21 protein-coding genes are annotated in these 21,390 nt (G+C 26.1%); 4 read left to right on the top strand and 17 right to left on the bottom strand.

All coding sequences use genetic code 11. The annotated features are described in order from the left end of the window. Window positions 1-8: 8 nt before the first annotated feature. The 14 genes from ilvC to atpB all read right to left on the bottom strand — a co-directional run bounded on the left by ilvC (window position 9) and on the right by atpB (window position 14,102). Window positions 9-1,061 (bottom strand): ketol-acid reductoisomerase, encoded by a 1,053-nt coding sequence (gene ilvC, locus H0H74_RS00440; RefSeq protein WP_185849304.1) that lies wholly within the window; start codon window positions 1,059-1,061, stop codon window positions 9-11. Between the two features lie 24 nt (window positions 1,062-1,085). After that, a complete protein-coding gene (locus H0H74_RS00435) occupies window positions 1,086-1,397 on the bottom strand; it encodes an acetolactate synthase (RefSeq protein ID WP_185849303.1) in 312 nt (103 codons plus the stop codon). Window positions 1,398-1,416: 19 nt separating this feature from the next. Further along, a complete protein-coding gene (gene ilvB, locus H0H74_RS00430; RefSeq protein ID WP_185849302.1) occupies window positions 1,417-3,111 on the bottom strand; it encodes a biosynthetic-type acetolactate synthase large subunit in 1,695 nt (564 codons plus the stop codon). Between the two features lie 8 nt (window positions 3,112-3,119). Beyond that, on the bottom strand, window positions 3,120-4,805 hold the full coding sequence (gene ilvD, locus H0H74_RS00425) for a dihydroxy-acid dehydratase (RefSeq protein WP_185849301.1): 1,686 nt from the start codon (window positions 4,803-4,805) through the stop codon (window positions 3,120-3,122). Between the two features lie 320 nt (window positions 4,806-5,125). After that, entirely contained in the window at window positions 5,126-6,334 is a 1,209-nt protein-coding gene (gene mnmA, locus H0H74_RS00420) for a tRNA 2-thiouridine(34) synthase MnmA (RefSeq protein ID WP_185849300.1), read from the bottom strand. Between the two features lie 116 nt (window positions 6,335-6,450). Continuing rightward, window positions 6,451-7,569 carry a molecular chaperone DnaJ gene (dnaJ, locus tag H0H74_RS00415; RefSeq protein WP_185849299.1) on the bottom strand — a complete coding sequence of 373 codons (1,119 nt, stop codon included), beginning with the start codon at window positions 7,567-7,569 and terminating at the stop codon, window positions 6,451-6,453. An 18-nt stretch (window positions 7,570-7,587) separates the two neighbouring features. Beyond that, entirely contained in the window at window positions 7,588-8,145 is a 558-nt protein-coding gene (locus H0H74_RS00410) for a nucleotide exchange factor GrpE (protein WP_185849298.1), read from the bottom strand. Window positions 8,146-8,239: 94 nt separating this feature from the next. Then, window positions 8,240-9,226 (bottom strand): tryptophan--tRNA ligase, encoded by a 987-nt coding sequence (trpS, locus tag H0H74_RS00405; protein ID WP_185849297.1) that lies wholly within the window; start codon window positions 9,224-9,226, stop codon window positions 8,240-8,242. Window positions 9,227-9,258: 32 nt separating this feature from the next. Continuing rightward, window positions 9,259-10,140, bottom strand: a complete 882-nt coding sequence (gene atpG, locus H0H74_RS00400) for an ATP synthase F1 subunit gamma (RefSeq protein ID WP_185849296.1) — start codon at window positions 10,138-10,140, stop codon at window positions 9,259-9,261. A 13-nt stretch (window positions 10,141-10,153) separates the two neighbouring features. Next, window positions 10,154-11,734 (bottom strand): F0F1 ATP synthase subunit alpha, encoded by a 1,581-nt coding sequence (atpA, locus tag H0H74_RS00395; protein WP_185849295.1) that lies wholly within the window; start codon window positions 11,732-11,734, stop codon window positions 10,154-10,156. Between the two features lie 25 nt (window positions 11,735-11,759). Continuing rightward, window positions 11,760-12,302, bottom strand: a complete 543-nt coding sequence (gene atpH, locus H0H74_RS00390) for an ATP synthase F1 subunit delta (protein WP_185849294.1) — start codon at window positions 12,300-12,302, stop codon at window positions 11,760-11,762. 11 nt (window positions 12,303-12,313) lie between these two features. Further along, window positions 12,314-12,802: a F0F1 ATP synthase subunit B gene (gene atpF / locus H0H74_RS00385; protein ID WP_185849293.1), complete on the bottom strand. Its 489-nt coding sequence runs from the start codon at window positions 12,800-12,802 to the stop codon at window positions 12,314-12,316. 7 nt (window positions 12,803-12,809) lie between these two features. Beyond that, window positions 12,810-13,037, bottom strand: coding sequence for an ATP synthase F0 subunit C (gene atpE / locus H0H74_RS00380; RefSeq protein ID WP_185849292.1), 228 nt, complete (start codon window positions 13,035-13,037; stop codon window positions 12,810-12,812). Window positions 13,038-13,049: 12 nt separating this feature from the next. After that, a complete protein-coding gene (atpB, locus tag H0H74_RS00375; protein ID WP_185849291.1) occupies window positions 13,050-14,102 on the bottom strand; it encodes a F0F1 ATP synthase subunit A in 1,053 nt (350 codons plus the stop codon). Between the two features lie 166 nt (window positions 14,103-14,268). On the opposite strand from atpB, the gene H0H74_RS00370 reads away from it, so the two are divergent. Continuing rightward, window positions 14,269-15,420: a trans-sulfuration enzyme family protein gene (locus H0H74_RS00370; protein ID WP_185849290.1), complete on the top strand. Its 1,152-nt coding sequence runs from the start codon at window positions 14,269-14,271 to the stop codon at window positions 15,418-15,420. On the opposite strand, the gene cysS is transcribed toward H0H74_RS00370, so the two are convergent. From cysS to nadE, 3 genes are all read right to left on the bottom strand, one after another. After that, window positions 15,412-16,902 carry a cysteine--tRNA ligase gene (cysS, locus tag H0H74_RS00365; RefSeq protein WP_185849289.1) on the bottom strand — a complete coding sequence of 497 codons (1,491 nt, stop codon included), beginning with the start codon at window positions 16,900-16,902 and terminating at the stop codon, window positions 15,412-15,414. The two genes, H0H74_RS00370 and cysS, sit on opposite strands and share 9 nt — an antisense overlap. A 9-nt stretch (window positions 16,903-16,911) precedes the next feature. Next, on the bottom strand, window positions 16,912-17,607 hold the full coding sequence (folE, locus tag H0H74_RS00360) for a GTP cyclohydrolase I FolE (protein WP_185849288.1): 696 nt from the start codon (window positions 17,605-17,607) through the stop codon (window positions 16,912-16,914). A 75-nt stretch (window positions 17,608-17,682) separates the two neighbouring features. Further along, window positions 17,683-18,471 carry an NAD(+) synthase gene (gene nadE, locus H0H74_RS00355; RefSeq protein ID WP_185849287.1) on the bottom strand — a complete coding sequence of 263 codons (789 nt, stop codon included), beginning with the start codon at window positions 18,469-18,471 and terminating at the stop codon, window positions 17,683-17,685. Between the two features lie 40 nt (window positions 18,472-18,511). On the opposite strand from nadE, the gene tsaB reads away from it, so the two are divergent. From tsaB to H0H74_RS00345, 3 genes are all read left to right on the top strand, one after another. Further along, a complete protein-coding gene (gene tsaB, locus H0H74_RS00350) occupies window positions 18,512-19,147 on the top strand; it encodes a tRNA (adenosine(37)-N6)-threonylcarbamoyltransferase complex dimerization subunit type 1 TsaB (protein WP_185849286.1) in 636 nt (211 codons plus the stop codon). 367 nt (window positions 19,148-19,514) lie between these two features. Further along, on the top strand, window positions 19,515-19,643 hold the full coding sequence (locus H0H74_RS03160; RefSeq protein WP_262886989.1) for a hypothetical protein: 129 nt from the start codon (window positions 19,515-19,517) through the stop codon (window positions 19,641-19,643). Next, the gene (locus H0H74_RS00345) at window positions 19,640-21,385 is read left to right on the top strand and encodes a TrkH family potassium uptake protein (RefSeq protein WP_185849285.1); all 1,746 of its coding nucleotides are present in this window, start codon (window positions 19,640-19,642) and stop codon (window positions 21,383-21,385) included. Before H0H74_RS03160 ends, H0H74_RS00345 begins: the two co-directional genes overlap by 4 nt. Window positions 21,386-21,390: the final 5 nt, after the last annotated feature.

The raw sequence follows: 21,390 nt of genomic DNA, 5'->3' as shown, positions 1-21,390 counted from the left end.
AAATAATATTAATTTTGATCTTTTTTTTCAGGTCTAAGATTACGAATTATGGATCCTACTTCCCACAATTCACTTTTTCTAAGATCTTGTAATTCTTTTTGTAATTTTTCTCTATAATTGGTATCACTATTAGCTTCAATAATTCTTTTTGCTTCATCTCCAGATGATACTTCATTATATAATTCTTTAAATATTGGAAGAGTAGCATTTCTAAATTTTTTCCACCAATCTAAAGCACCTCTTTGTGCAGTAGTAGAACAATTAGCATACATCCAATCCATTCCTTTTTCCGAAACTAGTGGCATTAAACTTTGAGTTAATTCTTCTACAGTTTCGTTGAAAGATTCTGAAGGAGAATGTCCTTTTTCTCTTAATATTTGATATTGTGCAGAAAAAATCCCTTGTATAGCTCCCATCAAAGTTCCTCTCTCTCCTACTAAATCAGAATATACTTCATTTTTAAAATTTGTTTTAAATAAAAATCCAGATCCTATTCCGATTCCAATTGATAAAGTTTTTTTTAAACTGTTTCCACTATAATCCTGATAAACAGCATAACTAGAATTGATTCCTTTTCCTTGTTTAAATAATCTTCTTAAACTGGTACCCGATCCTTTAGGTGCTACTAAAAAAATATCTATATTTTTAGAAGGATATATTTTTGTTTGATTACAAAAAGTTAATCCAAATCCATGTGAAAAATATAAAGATTTTCCTTCAGTTAAGTATGTACTAAGAGTAGGCCAAAAAGAGATTTGACCTGCATCTGATAACAAATACATAAGTATAGTACCTCTTTCAGAAGCTTCTTCTAAAGTAAAAAGATTTTCTCCTTCTATCCATCCGTCTTTTAACGCTTTTTTCCAAGAAAAAGAATGTTTTCTTTGCCCCACTATCACTTTAAATCCATTATCTCTTAAATTAAGAGACTGTCCAGGACCTTGGACTCCATAACCTAAAACAGAAATAGTTTCTTTTTTCAAAGTTTCTCTAGCTTTACATAATGGAAATTCATCTCTTGTAACAATAGTTTCTTCTATAGATCCAAATTTTATTTTCATAATTTTTATATTTTTATTTTTCATTTAATATGTAGCTAGTGGCAAATCTATTTTTTTCCATAAACTTTTTATTGAATTTTGTTTTTCTAGTTTAGAATAGTAAACATGAATAATTCCAATTAACTTTTCAATTAATTTTTTGATTTTAAACAATTGTTCTTCTTGACATTCTATATCAACAATATATTGAATATTACTCATGGTTTCATTTTCATTATTACTGGATACATGAATATGATTAGTTTTCAGATTCCTCCGATTTAATATAATAAGAATTCTACTTAATAATCTTGTTTCTTTTTCTCCTAAAATTATTATTCTGAATTGATGCTTCATAGTGTTATATATTTATTAATTAATTTAAACGGATTTCATCCACAGCAGCTCCTGAAGGAATCATAGGAAAAACATTGTCTTCTTTTTCTATCAAAACTTCTAATAAAAAAGCATTTTCATGATTTAATGCTTTTTTTACTGATTCTTTTAATTTTTCTCTTTTTCTTACCTTTTTTGCTTTTATGTTATAAGCATCAGCTAATTTTATAAAATCTGGATTAACCAGTTCTGTACACGAATAACGTTTATTAAAAAAAAGTTGTTGCCATTGACGTACCATTCCCAAAAAATTATTATTTAATAGTATAATTTTTACGGGAATCTTATTTTGTAATATTGTCCCCATTTCTTGTATTGTCATTTGAATTCCTCCATCTCCTACAACACAAATAACTTGCCTATTTTTGGATCCTAATTGAGCCCCTATAGAAGCAGGTAAAGCGAACCCCATGGTTCCCAATCCTCCAGAAGTTATTTGACTTTTTTTGTAAGTAAAATTGAAGTATCTTGAAGCTATCATTTGATGTTGTCCTACATCAGTTACAAGAACTGCATTTTTTTGTTTGTATTGATTAATCCATTTAATTACTTCACCCATAGTAATACCTTTTTTTTTTGGATTCAGATCTTCTTGTATTACTGTGATTTTTTCTTTTTCTTTAAGATGAAAAAATTTATCTATCCATTTTTGATGAACAGATTTATTAACATAAAAAACCAATTTTTTTAAAGATATTTTACAATCTCCCAAAATTGGGAGATGACATAAAATATTTTTATTGATTTCGGAAGAATCTATTTCTAGATGAATGATTTTAGCTTGTTTAGCATATCTTTTAACATCTCCAGTTACACGATCATCAAATCGCATACCTATCGCAATGAGAATATCACATTGATTAGTTAAAATATTGGGGGCATAATTTCCATGCATCCCTAACATTCCTACATATAAATGATGATCACTCTCCAATGCTCCTAAACCTAATAAAGTGCTAGCTACTGGAATTCCAGTTTTTTCAACAAATTCTTTAAATTCTTCTTCTGCTTCAGCTAAAATTACTCCTTGACCTACCAGAATTAAAGGCCTTTGAGCCGAATTTATTAAATCTGCAGCTTCTATTATTCTTTTGTTTTCTATACAAGGATATGGACGAAAATTTTTTATATATTTACAACGTGTATAATGAAATATAGTTTTTTGAAACTGGGCATCTTTGGTTATATCTATCAATACAGGCCCTGGTCTCCCTTTTTTAGCTATAAAAAATCCTTTTTGGATTGATTCACAAATATCTTTAGCTTTTAAAACCTGAATATTCCATTTAGTTACAGGAATCGAAATATCTATGATGTTGGTTTCTTGAAAAGCATCAGTTCCTAATAAATGAGAGGAGACTTGTCCGGTAATACAAACAATAGGAGTACTATCTATCAAGGCATCTGCTAATCCAGTAATTAAATTAGTAGCTCCCGGACCTGAAGTTGTAAAACATACACCTATTTTTCCAGTAGCTCTAGCGTATCCTTGTGCTGCATGAATAGATCCTTGTTCATGACGCATGAGAATATGCGAAATGGAATTTAAGTAATCGTGTAAAGAATCATATATGGGCATAATGGCTCCCCCTGGATATCCAAATATATATTCTACCTCTTCATATAAAAGAGCTTTTATTACTATTTCTGAACCATAGAATAACTTTTTTTCCATACACAAAACTAAAATTGATCTGTAATGCACCCTTCAGAAGCTGAAGATACCATTTTTGTATATTTGTATAGATATCCTTTTTGAACTTTTAATAAAGGGGGAGTCCATGACTTCATTCTTTTTTGTATTTCTTCATCCTCTACTTCAAGAGTAATGGTATTATTTTCTGTATCTATTTTAATGAAATCATCATTTTTTACTAAAGCAATTAATCCTCCAGATTGTGCTTCTGGAGTGATATGTCCTACAACAAAACCATGTGATCCTCCTGAAAACCTTCCGTCTGTGATAAGAGCTACTTTTTTTCCTAGTCCAGATCCCATAATATAAGATGTTGGTTTTAACATTTCTGGCATACCTGGTCCTCCTATTGGACCTACATATCGAATAACAATGACAACTCCAGGTAAAATTTTATTATTTAAAATAGCTTGGTTTGCTTCTTCTTCCGAATTAAAAACATTAGCCATTCCCCTAAAAATTGTTCCTTCTTTTCCTGTAATTTTAGCTATAGCACCTTTAGGCGCTAAATTTCCATACAAAATTCTAATATGTCCGTTTTTTTTTATGGGATTCTCTAGTGGATAAATAATTTTTTGATTAAAAGTTATGTCTGGAATATTTTTCATATTTTCAGATAATGTTTTTCCAGTAACAGTTAAACAATTTCCTGATAATATTCCTTTATTTAATAAATATTTTATAATGACAGGCATACCTCCTATATACATATGTATATCTTCCATTAAGAAAGTTCCACTAGGCTTTAGATTTCCAATCAAAGGAACTTTATTGCTAATTTTTTGAAAATCTTTTAAAGAAAAATCAACATTTGCTGATTTAGCAATAGCTAAAAAATGTAAAACTAAATTAGTAGATCCTCCCAAACACATAGCTAATTTCACTCCGTTTTCTATAGAAGTTTTTGTTACTATATTTTTTGGTTTTATTCCTTTTTTTAAAAGATTTTTAATATATATAGAAACTTCTTCACACTCTATTTTCTTATTTTCACTAGTTGAAGGAGAAGAGGAAGAATAAGGTAACATCATTCCCATAGCTTCTAAAGCAGAGGACATAGTATTTGCTGTATACATTCCTCCACAAGCTCCTGGTCCTGGACAAGAATTTTTTACTATATTTTTATATTCATTTTCAGTGATTTGACATGTATTCTTTTTTCCTAAAGCTTCAAAAGAAGAAACAACATCTAACTTTTTTCCATTATAATAACCGGAAGAAATACTTCCTCCATATACAATTATGGATGGTCTATTTAGTCTTAACAAAGCTATCATAACTCCTGGTATATTTTTATCACATCCGGGTATAGCTATCACTCCATCATAATAATGAGAATCTACTACAGTTTCTATGCTATCTGCTATTAATTCTCTGGAAGGAAGTGAATACCTCATCCCTGATGTCCCCATGGTAATTCCATCACTAACTCCAATAGTTGTAAATTGAAATCCTATTAAATTTTTAGTTATAACCGATGATTTTATTTTTTTAGCTAATTTATCTAAATGCATGTTACAAGGATTTCCTTCGTACCAGTTGCTAACTATTCCTATTTGAGCTTTACAAAAATCTGATTCTTTCATTCCTGTAGCATACAACATAGCATGTGCCGCTGGCAAATTAGGTGCTTTTGTGATTTCTTTGCTAAAATTGTTAATTCTTTTTTTCATGAAATATTTTAATAAATCAAAAAGCCCTACTGAGCTATCAAGTAGGGATAAAAAAATAACACCGAACTTGAATAGTTTTACAAAAAACTATACAAATTTTGAATTATATAATATGCAAAAATATGAAAAAAATAGATTATATAAAAGCGGTTTTTAGGTATTTATTTTTAAAATATTATTATTTTTTGATTTATTAATGAATATATTATAAAGTTTACAATAAGAAATTATTTGAACAATGTATTTTTGATTTTTTATCAAAAAAAGAATGCTTTTTTAAAAAATTTTTTAAAAAAAATTTTTATATTTATAAAATATATTTAATTTTTTAAAAAAAATATAAAATGTAAAACAATAGAAATAATACCTGATCCTATTAATTCTTTTCCAAGATACCAAACGGCAAATTGTCCTTCTGTTATAGCACATTGCATTCTATCAAATTCAATAAACATTCCTTTTTTTATTTTATACAATTTTGATTTTTGCAATGGTTGTCTATAACGAATTCTACAGAATACATCCATTTTTTCACCTTCAAAAAGAGTAAGATCTTCTCGTATCCAATGAATATTTTTTTCCTGAATAAACAAAGATTTTCTATATAATCCCGGATGTTTTTTTCCCATTCCTGTATAAATAACATTTTCTTTTACATCAGTATCTATAACAAAAAGAGCTTCCTTATAACCTCCTAATGCTATTCCCTTCCGTTGTCCCTTAGTAAAATAATAAGCCCCTTTATGGGATCCAATTATTTTTCCATCTGATTTTTTGTATTTTTTTTTTCTAGATAAAAAAAATAACTCTTCTTCTTTAGAAAAAAAGAATTTTTTTTCTTGAAATATCGAAGCATTAGAATCAATGGAAACAATTTCTCCCTTTTTTGTAGGGATTCTTTTTTTAAGAAAATTAGGTAAATTAATTTTACCTACAAAACATAAACCTTGAGATTCTTTTTTATGAGCATTACATAATTTATGAATTTCTGCTATTTTTCGAACTTTATTTTTAGTTAGTAATCCTAACGGAAATAGAGATTTTTTCAATTGATATTGCGTTAATTGACATAAGAAATATGATTGATCTTTATTAAGGTCTTTTCCAATTAAAAGGCGATAAATTGTTTTTCTATTTTTTACAATTTTTTCTTTATTTACATAATGTCCTGTAGCAATAAAATCTGCTCCTAAATCAAGAGCTTTTTTCAAAAAAATGTTAAATTTTATTTCTCTATTGCACAAAATATCTGGATTAGGGGTTTTTCCAGATTTATACTCGTTAAACATGTAGTTTATGACATGTTTTTTGTATTCATTTTTCATTTCAACTACTTGAAAAGGGATATTTAATTGCTTGGAGATTAACATAGCATCAATACTATCTTCTTTCCAAGTACATTTATTAGAATCTTCCTCTTCCCAATTATGCATAAATAGGCCAATAACTTCATAACCCCTTTTTTTAAGAATTAATGCAGCTACACTTGAATCTACCCCTCCTGAAAGTCCAACTACTACTTTTTGCATAAAATTTTTTTTATTGATGTGATGTTATATAAAAATGTAATTACATTGAAATCAATAAAACATAATGAAATAGAACAGTAAAAATAATTGATCAAAGTATTTTATCATTAAATTTTCTAGGAAAACATTTCTCTTACACGATCAAAAAACGATTTTTCTGAATTTCCGGGATGAGGAAGAAAATTTTCATTTTTTCTCATTTTTTCAAAAAATTTTTTTTGTTCTTCATTAATTTTTTTTGGAGTCCAAACATTTACATGAATGAAAAGACTTCCATATCCATATCCTTCAAGATTAGGCAATCCTTTGTTTTTTAATCTAAGAGTTTTCCCTGATTGTGTTCCTGGATCTATTTTTATTCTTGCCTTTCCATTAATGGTTGGAACTTCTTTCAAAGCACCTAATATTGCATCTGGAAATGATATATACAAATCATAATGAAGATTACTTCCTTCTCTTTTTAATTTATGATGAGGGATCTCCTCAATTAACACGATCAAATCACCAGAAATTCCACCAAATGGTGCTTCATTTCCTTTTTCAGAAACTTTTAATTGAATTCCTTCTGTAAGACCTGCGGGAATTTTAATATTTACTAATTCTTCTTCTTTAATTAATCCATGTTTATTAGCTCCATAAGGAATATTTTCAATAATTTTTCCAGTACCATAACATATTCCACATTGTGAAGTAGTTTGCATTTTTCCTAAAATAGTATTGGTGACTCGTATTATTTGACCAGTACCATTACAAGATGTACAATTTTTAAATCTGATTCCTTTGGCCACTTTAAGTCTTTTAACTTTAACTTTTTTTTCTACTCCGTTAGCTATTTCTTCCAATGAAAGTTTTACTCTGATTCTTAAATCACTTCCTTTAATAGTTTTATGTCTATTTTGTCTTCCAAATCCAAAGCTAGAAAAACCTTCTCCAAATGCATCAGCAAAAATATCTCCAAAATTTGCAAAAATATCCTCCATATTCATTCCTGAACCTGAAGCACTTCCTTTTATTCCAGAATGTCCAAATTTATCGTAACGTTGTTTTTTTTCTGGATTGCTTAAAACTTCATAAGCTTCGGCTGCTTCTTTAAATTTTTCTTCTGCTTTATTTTTATTATCTAAATTCTTATCTGGATGATATTTTATTGCTAATTTTCGATAGGCTTTTTTTATTTCTTCTGGAGAAGCGTTTCTAGAAACTCCTAATACTTCGTAATAATCTTTTTTCATCATGAAGATAAAAATTATTAATTATTTTCCGGTAATGACTTTAGCATGTCGTATCACTTTTTCTTTTAGAAAATATCCAGCTTCTATAATTTCTATAATTTTTCCTTTTAAATCATCTGTTATAGCTGGAATTTGTGTTATTGCTTCATGAAAATCCGTGTTAAAATCATCTCCTTTTTTTATTTTGATTTTATTTAATCCTTTTTCTTTTAAAGTTTTAATAAGTTTTTCCTGTATCAAAAAAACTCCTTTTACAAGATGTTCATCTTTAGATTTTTTTAATTCTTTAATCCCTCGTTCAAAATCATCTAAAATTGGAATTAAATCTATAAGAATTTGTTCATGAACATTTCTAAAGATATCAAATCTTTCTTTTTGAATACGTTTTTTATAATTATCAAATTCGGCAAAAAGACGTAAAAATTTATCTTTTTCTTTTTCTAATTCTTCTTTAAAAAACTGGATTTCTTTTTTTAATGGATCATGTACTTCTTTTTGACAAGAGGAATCTATTCCATTAGATTTATTTTCATTAGATAATTTTGACTGTTTTTCAGTGTTTTTTTGATTAATATCCATAATATAAAATAATATAAAAAATATTTTCCATATAATTCTATGGACTGGGGCAAAAGATTTGCCAAAAGTTATAATTATGTCATAATGGCATTGATTAAAAATTTATAGAATTGTATCTCAAATGTTTTCTAATGCAATTTAATCTTTCATTAGCTATCCTTTTTGCTCTTTTAGCACCTAAAGCTAAAATATGATCTAATAAAGGTTTCTTTTTCATAAAAGAAAAAAACTTTTTTCTTTCCGATGAGAATTTATGAATAATATACTCGTATAATGCAATTTTAGCTTCATAATATCCATATCCTCCTCTTATATATCTTTTTTTCATGATCTCTATTTTATCCAAAGGAGCTATTAAACTATATAAATACATGATATAATCAGTTTCAGGATTTTTCTTTTCTTCTACAGATTTACTATCTGTACGGATGCTCATAATTTGTTTTTTCAAAACTTCATCTGAAGAAAAAATATCAATACAATTTTTTTGAGATTTACTCATCTTTTTTCCATCTGTACCTAATATAAACGTATTTTTTTGTAAAATAGCATTAGGTAGAACAAACAATTTTTTATCTATTTTTTTATTAAAATAATTAGCTATACAACGAGCTATTTCAATATGTTGTAATTGATCTTTTCCTACTGGAATAATTTTTGCGTTGTAAAGTAAAATATCAGCAGCCATTAAAATAGGATAAGTAAATAAACCCACACTTATTTTTCCTTTATTCTTGATTTCTTTTTTAAAAGCATGAGCTAATGAAAGTCTTTGATATGGATAAAAACAATTGAAATACCAAGCTAATTCAGTAACGGACGAAACATCAGATTGTCTGAAAAATAAACAATTATCTATATTTAATCCAAAAGCTAACCATGCAGCTGCAATTTGATAAGTATTATTTTTTATCGTTCTTATATTCTCTATTTGAACCATAGAATGTAAATCAGCTATAAATATGAATGAAGAATATTTTGTACTTTTATTAGCTCTGAATACAGACGGAATAATAACACCTAAAATATTCCCTAAATGAGGAGTCCCTGTGCTTCTAATTCCTGTTAACATTTTTTCCATAATTATAATGTATAAATCAATCGGAATTTTTATTATTTTTTTTTGTTTATAGATTCTAATCCACTAATAATTTCAAGTATTTCTTTAGTAATTGTAGTTTGTCTTTCTTTATTATAATTTAATATTAAATCATGTTTAATATCATATGCATTTTCTGTAGCTTTATGCATAGATATCATGCGAGATGTATGCTCTGCAGTAGCAGATTCCCAAAAAATTTTTAATAATTTTGCATTTAAAAATTTCGGAATCAGAAAATTTAATATTTCTTTTTTAGAAGGTTCTAAAATATAGTAAATTTCCGATATTTTTTTTTTAAAATTTTTAGTAGTAATTGGAAGAAATTTTTCTATAACTATTTCTTGAAATAAAGATTTTTTCAAATGATTGTACATCAAATAAATTGAAGAAAATTTCCCTTTTAAAAAATCAAAAATTAATTTTGATCCCAAAAATTGTATTTTCTGATTCGATAAATTATTATCGATCCAATTTTTATTGTACATATTATATTTTTTACATAAAAAATCAGATCCTTTTTTTCCAATAGATAAAAATACACATTCATTATATGAGTATTTTTTTTTTTGAAAAAAATGATTAATTTTTTCAAAAATTGAAGAATTAAAAGAACCACATAAACCACGATCAGAAGTAAATACTATAAATAATTTCATTTTTCCTTTTCCTTTTTCTGAAAAATATTGATTTTTTTTAGAATTTTCTTTACATTTTTTTGTTAATAAAAGATCTAAAAGAACCGATTCTATATAATCCAAATAAATTTTTACTTGCATAAGTAAATCTTTTGTTTTTCGTAATTTTACTATAGAAATCATTTTCATTGCTTCTGTAGTTTTAATAACAGATTCTATAGATAATATTCTTCTTTTTATTTCTTTTGGATTAGACATAGCAAACAAAAATTTAAGAAACGTATTTTTTACTTAACTCTAAAGCCACGTTTTCTAAAATATCAGATATTTTTTTGTCAAAAATTCCATTTCTTAAAAAATTTAAGATATTTTCATGTTTTTCTTTTAAATAGAAAAGATACTCTTTTTCAAAATCTGAAATTTTATCAATAGGGATTTTTTTAAGTAAATTTTTAGTTCCAGCATAAATAATAGCTATTTGATCTGCTATATCATAGGGAGTATGAGGTGGTTGTTTTAATATTTCTATATTAATTTTTCCTCTATTAAGAATATTCATAGTAGATGAATCTAGTTCAGAACCAAATTTTGAGAAAGATTCTAATTCTCTGAATTGAGCTTGATCTAATTTTAGAGTTCCAGATATTTTTCTCATAGACTGAATTTGTGCAGATCCTCCTACTCGAGAAACAGATATACTTTCATTAATTGCAGGACGAACTCCAGAATGAAATAAATCTTTTTCTAAAAAAATCTGACCATCAGTAATAGAAATAACGTTAGTAGGAATGTAAGAAGAGATATCTCCAGATTGAGTTTCAATAATAGGCAATGCAGTTAAAGACCCTCCCCCTTTAATTTGTTTTCTAATAGAAAATGGAATATCGTTCATTTTTTCAGCCATTTTTTGATCTTTTATAATTTTTGCGGATCTTTCTAGAAGACGAGAATGTAAATAAAAAACATCTCCTGGATAAGCTTCTCTACCAGGTGGACGTCGTAATAATAAGGACATTTCCCTATAAGAAACTGCTTGTTTTGAAAGATCATCATATATAATTAAGGAAGAACGACCTGTATCCCGAAAATATTCTCCGATGGAAGTTCCGGAAAAAGGAGCAAATACTTGCATAGATGCTGGATCAGAAGAAGTTGCTGAAACTATAATCGTATAAAGCATGGCTCCTTTTTTTTGTAAAATTTTTTTAATTCTTGCTATTGTAGAACCTTTTTGCCCAATAGCTACATAAATGCAATAAACAGGCTGATTTTTTTTAAAAAATCTTTTTTGATTGATAATCGTATCAATAGCTATAGTTGTTTTTCCAGTTTGTCTATCTCCAATAATTAATTCTCTTTGTCCTTTTCCTATGGGAATCATAGAATCTATAAATTTTATACCAGTTTGAAGAGGTTCTTTAACAGGTTCTCTATAAATAACACCTGGAGCTTTCCTTTCCAAAGGCATTTCAAATAATTCTCCTTCTATAGGTCCTTTTCCATCTATAGGATTTCCTAATACATCTACAACACGACCTAACATATTTTCTCCTACTTTAATAGAAAAAATTTTCCCAGTTCTTTTTACTATATCTCCTTCTTTTAAGTTTTTTGATGGACTAAGTAAAACGATACTTACATGATCTTCTTCGAGATTTAAAACCATCCCTTTTATTCCATCATGGAATTCTACTAATTCTCCATAAAAAGCAGAATTTAGTCCAACGGATCTTACGACTCCATCTCCTATTTGAACAATTACACCAGATTCGGATAATTTTGATTCAAATTGAAAATTTGATAATTCTTCTTTAAGAATTGATGATATTTCAGAATATTTTAAATCTGACATATGAAAATAAAAGCTTTTATTTTAATTAACTTTGAAATATATATTTATTAATATGTAATAATTGTTTTTTAACGCTAAAATCCCATTCTTTGTATCCTACACGAAATATAAAACCTCCAATAATAGATTTATCTATTTTATTGAAAAAATGAAATTTTTTTTTATTAGACATTATTTTTTGTGCAATTATTTCTTGTATATCCTTTTTCAAAGGAAAAGCAGAAATAATAACAGATTTTACAAATCCTTTTTGATTTTCCTCGTATATTTCTTGGTATTTTAAAAAAATTTCTTTCAAAAAAGATTCTCTTTTTCTTAGAATTAAGAGTTTAATCAATTTAAAAAGTAAAGCATCAAAAGTATAAAATATTTTTTTGAAAATCCTTATTTTTTTTTCAGAATTTAATAAAGAACTACAAATGATTCTATTTATGTAGATATCATTTTTTAATAAAAAAGATATTTTTTTAATTTTATGATAAAATATTTCACTATTATTCAGATTTTCAATAGAAAACTCAAAAAAAACTTGAGCATAATGTTCAATTATTTTTTTATTTGAAAACATTTTTTCTGAAATTAGTACAATTGATCTACTAATTCTTTCATAAACTTATCTTGTTTATAGGCTTGATCTAACTCTTTTCTTAATATTTTTTCGGCGATTTGAATAGAAATATCTCCTATTTTATTTTTTAACTTAAGAATTGCAACTTTCCTTTCTATTTCAATATTTTTTTTTGTTTCTTCTATAATCTTTTTCTTTTCTATCATTCCCTCTTCTTTCGCTTTCAATTTTATTTTTTCTCTAATTTCAATAGCTTCTTTCAAAATTAGGTCTCTTTTCAAACGGGTTTCTTTTAAAATTTTATTCTTTTGATCTTCTATATGTTTCAATTCTTCTTTTATTTGATCAGCTTTTTCAATAGACATTTTAATTTTTTTTTCTCTTTGATCAATGAAATTCATTATCGGTTTCCAAGCAAATTTTGAAAGAAAAAACATGAGTATTATAAATATTATTGTGTGCCAAATAATTAATCCAATAGAAGGAGTTATTAAATCCATTGATATTTTATTTAAATACAGCTAATAACGTAGTGACTATTCCAAATAATGCTGCTCCTTCGATCAGTGCAGCCGATATAATCATAGCATTCTGTATTTTATTTGAAGCTTCAGGTTGTCTAGCAATAGCGTCCATAGCAGAACTTCCAATTTTTCCAATTCCTAATCCCGCTCCTATTACCGCAAGACCAGCCCCTAAAGCAGCTAAACCTGAATAAGTTAAATCTAAATCCATATTTGTTAATATTTAATGCGTTTCATTATCATAATTTTTAACAGATGTTCCTATAAGTAAAGCAGATAAAGTTGTAAATATAAAAGCTTGTAAAAATGCAACCATAATTTCTAACAAAGAAATAAAAAAACCAAAAATTATGGAAAAACCAGCAATGAGAAAATTTTTAAAAATAAAAATGAGGCAAATGAAGCTTAAAATAATTATGTGTCCAGCAGTAATATTAGCAAATAATCTAATACATAAAGTTAATGGACGAATAAAAATTCCAATAAATTCTATAGGAGCTAATAATAATCTAATTCCCATTGGAACTCCTGGCATCCAAAAAATATGTTTCCAATAACTCATATTTGCATTTATATTGGTGACAATAAATGTCATACCAGCTAATACTAATGTAATATTTATATTACCTGTTACATTTGGAAAGCCTGGAATCATACCTATCAAATTATTAATTAATATAAAAAAAAAGGATGTTAACAAAAAAGGAAGAAAAGTTTTATATTTTTTACCAATATTAGGAATTGCAATTTCATCTCTTATAAACAAAATTATAAACTCCAATAAAATTCCTAAACTCCATTTATTAATTTGATGATTTTGATAACTACATTTCATTCGTATAAAAAGATAAGACAATAAAAAAGAAGACATTAAAATAGATACTACATTTTTCGTAATAGAAAAATCCCAAGGTTTATCATTTTTTGGAATTCCTTTTGGATCTATATATAATAATCCGAGATAATTGGTTTTATATATTTTTTCTCTAAACATCTTATAATATCCATATTTTCCTTTTACTACATTACCACATGAAAATTTGTAGGAAGACAAAATTTCTAATCCATTATTCCATAAAATAACTGGTAAGTAAAAAATAATACCATGATTATGAGTCCCTGCAACATGCCATTCATGAGAATCATTTACATGATCAAAAATAGTACTAGCTATATCCATCTTCTCTTTTTTTTCTTTTCCATTTTTTATTTTCTGATTTTCATTATCAGATTTTACAAATAAAAATAAAGACAAAAAAAAGAACAAAGAACACATTATTTTTTTGAAGTCATTCAAAAATAGAAAAATTTAGGAAACAAATTTATATTTTTTCAAAAAAATATGTTGTTTTTGTATAAAAAAAATTTTTTACAAAAATTATATTTTCATTTTTAGTACATTTGTATACAATCCGTATGTACGAAATTTTATAATTATAACGATGAAGGAAGAAACAAGGCTTATTCAAAACATTTTATCTGATCCTCTTACAGGAGCAATATCTACTCCAATATATCAAACTTCAACTTACGTACAGGAATCTCCTGGCGTTCACAAAGGATTTGATTATACTAGAACTAATAATCCTACAAGGAAAATACTGGAAAATTTAATAACTCATTTGGAATATGGTCATGCTAGTTTAGCATTTTCTTCTGGATTAGCATCTGTAGATGCTATATTAAAATTGTTAGAAAGTGGAAGTGAAATAGTAGCTGTCGATGATATTTATGGAGGAACATTTCGTTTATTAAATTTGTATAAAAAATTAGGTATTAATACTAAATTTGTAGATACAACAGATGCAGAAAAAACTATTTCTGCTATTTCTAATAAAACGAAATTAGTTTGGTTAGAATCTCCAACAAATCCTACTTTAAAAATATCTGATATAGAATATATTAGCAAAAAATCTAAGAAAAAAAATCCCAAAATTTTAGTTGTTGTAGACAATACTTTTGCTTCTCCTGCTATTCAAAATCCTTTAAAACTAGGATCAGACATAGTGGTTCATAGTGCTACAAAATATTTAGCAGGACATTCAGATGTATTAGCAGGTTTAATTACTGTAAAGAGTACAGATTTATATGAAAAATTAAAGTATATTCAAAATGCAACGGGTGGGGTTTTATCTCCTATTGATTGTTGGTTAACTATAAGAGGAAGCCAAACGTTATATTTACGTATCAAAAAACAATCTCAAAATGCGTTTCAAATCGCTTCTTTTTTAAGAGATAAAAAAAATTCTAAAATAGATAAAGTTTATTATCCTGGATTATCTCATCATAAAAATCATTTTATTGCAGTAAAACAACAACGGTATTTTGGAGGAGTTGTTTCTTTTAGTCTTAAAAAAAATACAATAGAATCAGCAAAAAAAATTGTAACTTCAACAAAGATATTTAAGTTAGCAGAAAGTTTGGGAGGGACAAAAAGTTTAATTTGTCATCCAGCAACTATGACTCACAAATCTACCCCGTCAGAAGTCAGAATCAATGCAGGAATCCAAGATTCTCTTATTCGTTTATCTCTTGGAATAGAAAACGTAGAAGATCTTATAGAAGATCTTGATCAGGCTTTAAAATCATTGTAAAAATTTTTCATCATGTAATGAAACTCCTATGTAAGACAATTCTTTACGAATTTGATCTGAAATAATCCAATTTTTTTGTTTTCTTTCCTCTGCACGAAATTTGATTAATCTTTCAGTGAGTATCTTTAATTTTTTAGAGTTTTCTTCGTGATGATTTATTTTTTGAATCCCTAAAACATCAAAAACAAAATAAATCATATACTTTTTTAATAAATTAACATGATATATGTCCATACTATGAAGGGAAGTATTAATAATACGGACAGCTTCAAATAAGTAAGTAATTAATAAAGGAATATTAAAATCATCGTTAATAGCTTGATAGCAAATATTTATCCAATGATATATATCAAAACTATTTTTTATTAATCTATTTTCAGATATTTTAGGTTGTTCAAAATTTTTTAATATTTCTATAGCTCTCATTATGCGATGATATCCCTTCTCAGCATCTGTAATTCCTTTATTGGAAAAATCCATAACATTTCTATAATGGGATTGTAAAATGTAAAATCTAAAAATATTAGGAAAAAAAGTTTTTTCACAAATTTCACTATTGTGAATGATGTCTTTTAATTCCAAAAAATTACCTGTAGATTTACTCATTTTCTTTCCATTTAAAGTCAGCATATTAGTATGCATCCAGTAATGTGCAAAAGAATTTTTATTATTATAAAGACCTATAGCTTGAGCTAATTCGCATTCATGATGAGGAAATTTAAGATCTATTCCTCCACCATGAATATCAAAAGTTTCTCCTAAATATTTTGTGCTCATAGCAGTGCATTCTATATGCCAACCAGGAAATCCTTTTCCCCATGGAGAATTCCAATTCATAATATGACTAGAATGAGCTCTTTTCCAAAGAGAAAAATCCTGAAATCCACGTTTTTCCTCTAAAAATTTTAATTTTTTATGAAAAAGTTGATCAATTTTATTTCTGCTAATAATACCATAAGGATATGATTTTTTATATTCTTTCAAATCAAAATAGACAGATCCATTTATTTCGTATGCCAGTTTTTTTTTAATTAACTCTTGAATCATATCTATTTGTTCTATAATATGTCCTGTCGCTGTAGGTTCTATACTTGGAGGTAATACATTTAAAATATTTAATAAATTGTGAAAAGAAAGAGTGTATTTTTGAACAATTTCCATAGGTTCAAGTCCTTCTATACGAGATTTTTTAGAAATTTGATCTTCTGTATCAGAAACCTCATTTTCTATATGTCCAACATCAGTAATATTTCTTACATAACGAACTTTATATCCCAAATGTTTTAAATAACGAAAAACAATATCAAATGATATAAAAGTTCTACAATTACCTAAATGTAAGTGATTATAAACCGTAGGACCACATACATAAATACCAACATGCTCTTTATGAATCGGATGAAACAATTCTTTTTTTCCTGTTAAAGAATTATATATTTTTATGTGACTTCGATTTTCTTTTTGAAAATTTTTATCCTCCATTTTTATCATTTAAGAAATTCCAATATGATGCAAAAATTCTTCTCGAATTTCTGAATTTTTTTTAAAAGAACCTATTAGCTCAGTAGTAATAGTACTACTATCTATATCCCTAATTCCACGAGAATTTACGCATAAATGTTTTGCTTCTATTACACAAGCTACATCTTGTGTATCTAACATTTTTTGTAAATATTGAACAATTTGTATAGTTAAACGTTCTTGAACTTGTGGTCTTTTTGCATAAAAATTTACAATTCTATTAATTTTAGAAAGACCTACTACTTTTCCATTAGAAATATAACCCACATGAGCTTTACCTACAATAGGAAGAAAATGATGTTCACAAGTGGAATAAACTGTTATATTTTTTTCTATTAACATTTGTTTATATTTATATTTATTTTCGAAAATGGAAAGGTTAGGCGAATTTTTAGAATTCAGACCACTGAATATTTCTTGTATAAACATTTTTGCTACTCGTTTAGGTGTTTTACGTAAACTATCATCGTTCATATCTAAACCTAAAATCTTCATAATCTGAAAAAAATGTTTTTTAATTTTTTCAATCTTCTCTTCATCAGTCATAAAGCAAACATCCTTATGCTGAAAAACAGGATCTGTATCAACTGATCGATTTAAAATCGAATTAGATTTTTGAGTCAATTTTTCTTTTTTTAAAATTTTTTTATATTTTTCTTCCATCATACATACATATATTGATCCATGAAAAACAAAGTTACGAAAACGATTCTGTTGTAATATTTACTCGAAGTTTCATTATTATTTTTTTATATTATAAGGAATTTTACATACAGGAATAGGAATCATTTTATGTCTATTTTTCTGATGTAAAATTTGATATTTTTTTAGAATTTTATATTCTATTTCGGAAAACGGATAGTCTTTTTTTTTCATAACCTTCATAGCCCATTCTAATTCCTCATAAGTAGCTCCTAATTGATCTTCATCTGATCGATTATCTTCCCAAAGTCCATCCGTAGGCTTTGCTTTTTGGATTTCATCAAGAATATTTAATTTTTTAGCCAAAAAACGTACTTCACTTTTAGTTAGATCAGCTATAGGATGTAAATCCACACCTCCATCTCCATATTTCGTAAAAAAACCTACCCCAAAATCTTCCACTTTATTTCCAGTTCCAACAACAAGATAATCTTTTACATTAGCATAATAGTATAAAGTTATCATTCGAATACGAGATTTTACGTTAGCTAATGCTAAAGATAATTTTGAATCTTCAACATTATTTTTATTTATGATATGACAAAAAACCGTAAATAAAGAAGATAAATCTTTTTCTAGATAATGAACGTTTGAAAATTTTTTCTTTAAAAATTTTGCATGTTTCATAGACAAAAAATTTTTTTTATTTTCCATAATAGGCATTTCTAATACGATAGTAGGAAATTTTGTCATAGCTACTAAAAAAGATGTTACTGAAGAATCAATGCCTCCAGATATACCAATAATAAAACCATTAGATTTAGATTTTTTAATATATTCTTTTAACCAGGAAACAATATATTTAATTACTTTTTCTGTTTTTATCATTTTATTTTTTGAATACATTAATTTTAAAAAAATTTTATATATGTCTTTAATTCTAAATTTAGAAACTTCTACCAAAAATAGTTCAGTCAGTATTGCTAAAAATGGAATATGTTTAACTTCTGTAGAAGAATGTTATAAAGAATATTTTCATTCAGAAAAATTACATACATTTATAGAATATGCTATAAAAATTTCCGGAATTCATATTAAGGATTTAAAATCTATTTGTGTAAGCAAAGGACCGGGATCCTACACTTCTTTAAGAATAGGAGCATCTACTGCTAGAGGATTATGTTTTGCTTTAGATATTCCTTTGTTATCTATAGATACATTAACTATAATGAGTTATAAAATAGATATAAAAAAAGGATTTTTGATTCCTATGATACATGCTAAATCTGATTTTTTCTATACTTCATTATTTAATGAATCAAAAAAAAGATTGAAACCTATTCAGATAAAAAAATTTGATAACGATTTTTTAAAATCTTTATTATCAAAATATAAAAAAATATATTTCATAGGAAATATTCCTATTATAGATACTAAATTAGTAAAAAATGGATTTTTATATAAAAAAATACCATCTGCAATGGATATGGCTTTAGTTTCCTACAAAAAATTTTGTAAAAAAGAGTTTAATAACATTGAAAAATTTATTCCTTTTTATTTATAAATAATAATGAAAAATACATATCTCCATTTTTATGGAAAAAAAATTCAACGTTTTCTTAAATCAAATATTTTTCAAACAAATAATACATAACATACAAATGATTTTCTACTTGAGTTAAGTAATAAAAATAAATAGGCTGTCTGAGTAGGATTAAAACGTTTAGAATATAAAAAAAATCATGTATTATTATTCAAAATAATTAATATTATTTATTTTTAAATTCATTAAATTATATAATCTGCATATATATGTAATGTCAATTTTTTTTAAGTTTTATAAAATGGATGCATGAATCCTATAGGAGATCATGCTGAGATTAAAAATAAAATTGATTATTTTGCCATAATCTAAACTGAGATTAGATGAAATGCACAAAAAAATAGGATCTAATTATGATACAATTGGCTTTCAATGTATTTGTATTGAAAATATTTTAAAAGAAATAGAAATAAAAATATTAGAAAAAATAAAAAGGGATTTCATAAAAAAATTATGATCCAAATTAGATTACGAAATTTTTTGGATATGTCTACTCCAATTATATTTATTTATATAATTATCTCTTTAGGATGGAAAACTTTTAGACTTTTTAATGTAGAAATTCTTTTAGGAATTGTATTAATGATGAGTATTTTGCACTTTTTTATTCTTTTTGATAAAAACCTTGAAAAAGGTTATAGATCCATGATTTTTTTATCCTTTTTCATATTAGGACTTTCTCTTATTTTTTCTTTTGTAAAAATTTTATTCCATAACATAAGAATAACTGAAGATATAAAAATATCAACACTTATTAGTTTGATTCTATATGTGTTAATTCGTATCACTTATTTTATGCGAATAGTATACGTAAAAATTCATAGTCCTGCTTTCATATTTATTACAAGTTTTGTTCTTTTATCCTTTTTGGGATCCGCTTTATTAATGCTTCCTGCATCTACAGTCAATAAAATATCATTTATAGATGCTTTATTTACTTCTACTAGTGCTGTGTGTGTAACGGGATTAGGCGTATTAGATACAGCTAAGGATTTTACATATTTAGGAAAAATTTTTATACTTATATTAATAGAATTAGGAGGACTAGGTATTTTAACTATAACTTCTTTTTTTAGTTATTTTTTCAGAGATGGATTTTCTTTTAAGGAAGCTATTTTTGTTAGTAATTTTCTAAACACAAAAACAACAAGTAACGTTCTTAGTTTAGCTGTAAAAGTAGTCATGTTTACTTTAACAGTAGAATTTATAGGAACTTTATTAATTTATTTTTCTATTAAAAATAAACAGATAATAGAATCTGATAGTATTTTGTTTTTTTCTATTTTTCATTCTATATCCGCTTTTTGCAATAGTGGATTTTCTACTTTAAGTCAAGGATTATATTCAGAATCTGTTAGATTTAATTATTTATTGCAGATAATTATTGCTTTTTTATTAATATTGGGTGGGATAGGTTTTAATATTTTGTTCAATTTTTTTACATATATATGGCTAACTGTAAAAAAATATTTTTTAAAAATTTTTAAAGATGAAGATTTTAGACGTCCTGCACATGTAGTAACTTTAAATACAAAAATTGTGATATTGACTACTTTTTTTTTGCTTTTTTTTGGAACTCTTTTTTATTATATAAGTGAGTATCATTTTTCTCTTTCAGAACATCATTCTTTTCATGGTAAATGGATCGCTTCGTTTTTTTCTTCAGCTACATCTAGAACTGCAGGATTTCATGTATTAAATATGAGTACTCTAACACCAGTTACTATTTTTTTTACTATTTTTTTAATGTGGATAGGAGCTTCTCCAGCTTCTACTGGTGGAGGGATAAAGACGAGTACTTTTGCATTAGCATTAATGAATATTATTTCTTTGTCTAGAGGAAAAAATAGATTAGAAATACAAAGAAAAGAAATATCTTCGGAATCTATTCGATTATCTTTTTCAATTATTATGCTATCTCTAATGGTAATATACATAAGTATATTAATCATAATTCTTTTAGATCCAAAAGAAGATATTCTATCTGTTTCTTTTGAAGTCTTTTCTGCTTTTTCCACAACAGGATTATCTTTAGGTATTACTTCTAATTTATCAAACGGAAGTAAATTAGTTTTAATATTTTTAATGTTATTAGGAAGAATAGGAGTTTTTAATGTCATGATTGGTTTTTTAAGAAAAAATAAAATAGGTTCCCATCATTATTATAGGTATCCTAGAGGGAATATTCTTATTAATTAAATTAA

The sequence above is a fragment of the Blattabacterium cuenoti genome (assembly GCF_014251315.1).
In the GTDB taxonomy this organism is placed as follows: Bacteria; Bacteroidota; Bacteroidia; order Flavobacteriales; family Blattabacteriaceae; genus Blattabacterium; species Blattabacterium cuenoti_AJ.
The sequence above is the reverse complement of the archived record's forward strand: the minus strand, read 5'-3'. Positions and strand labels throughout refer to the sequence as shown.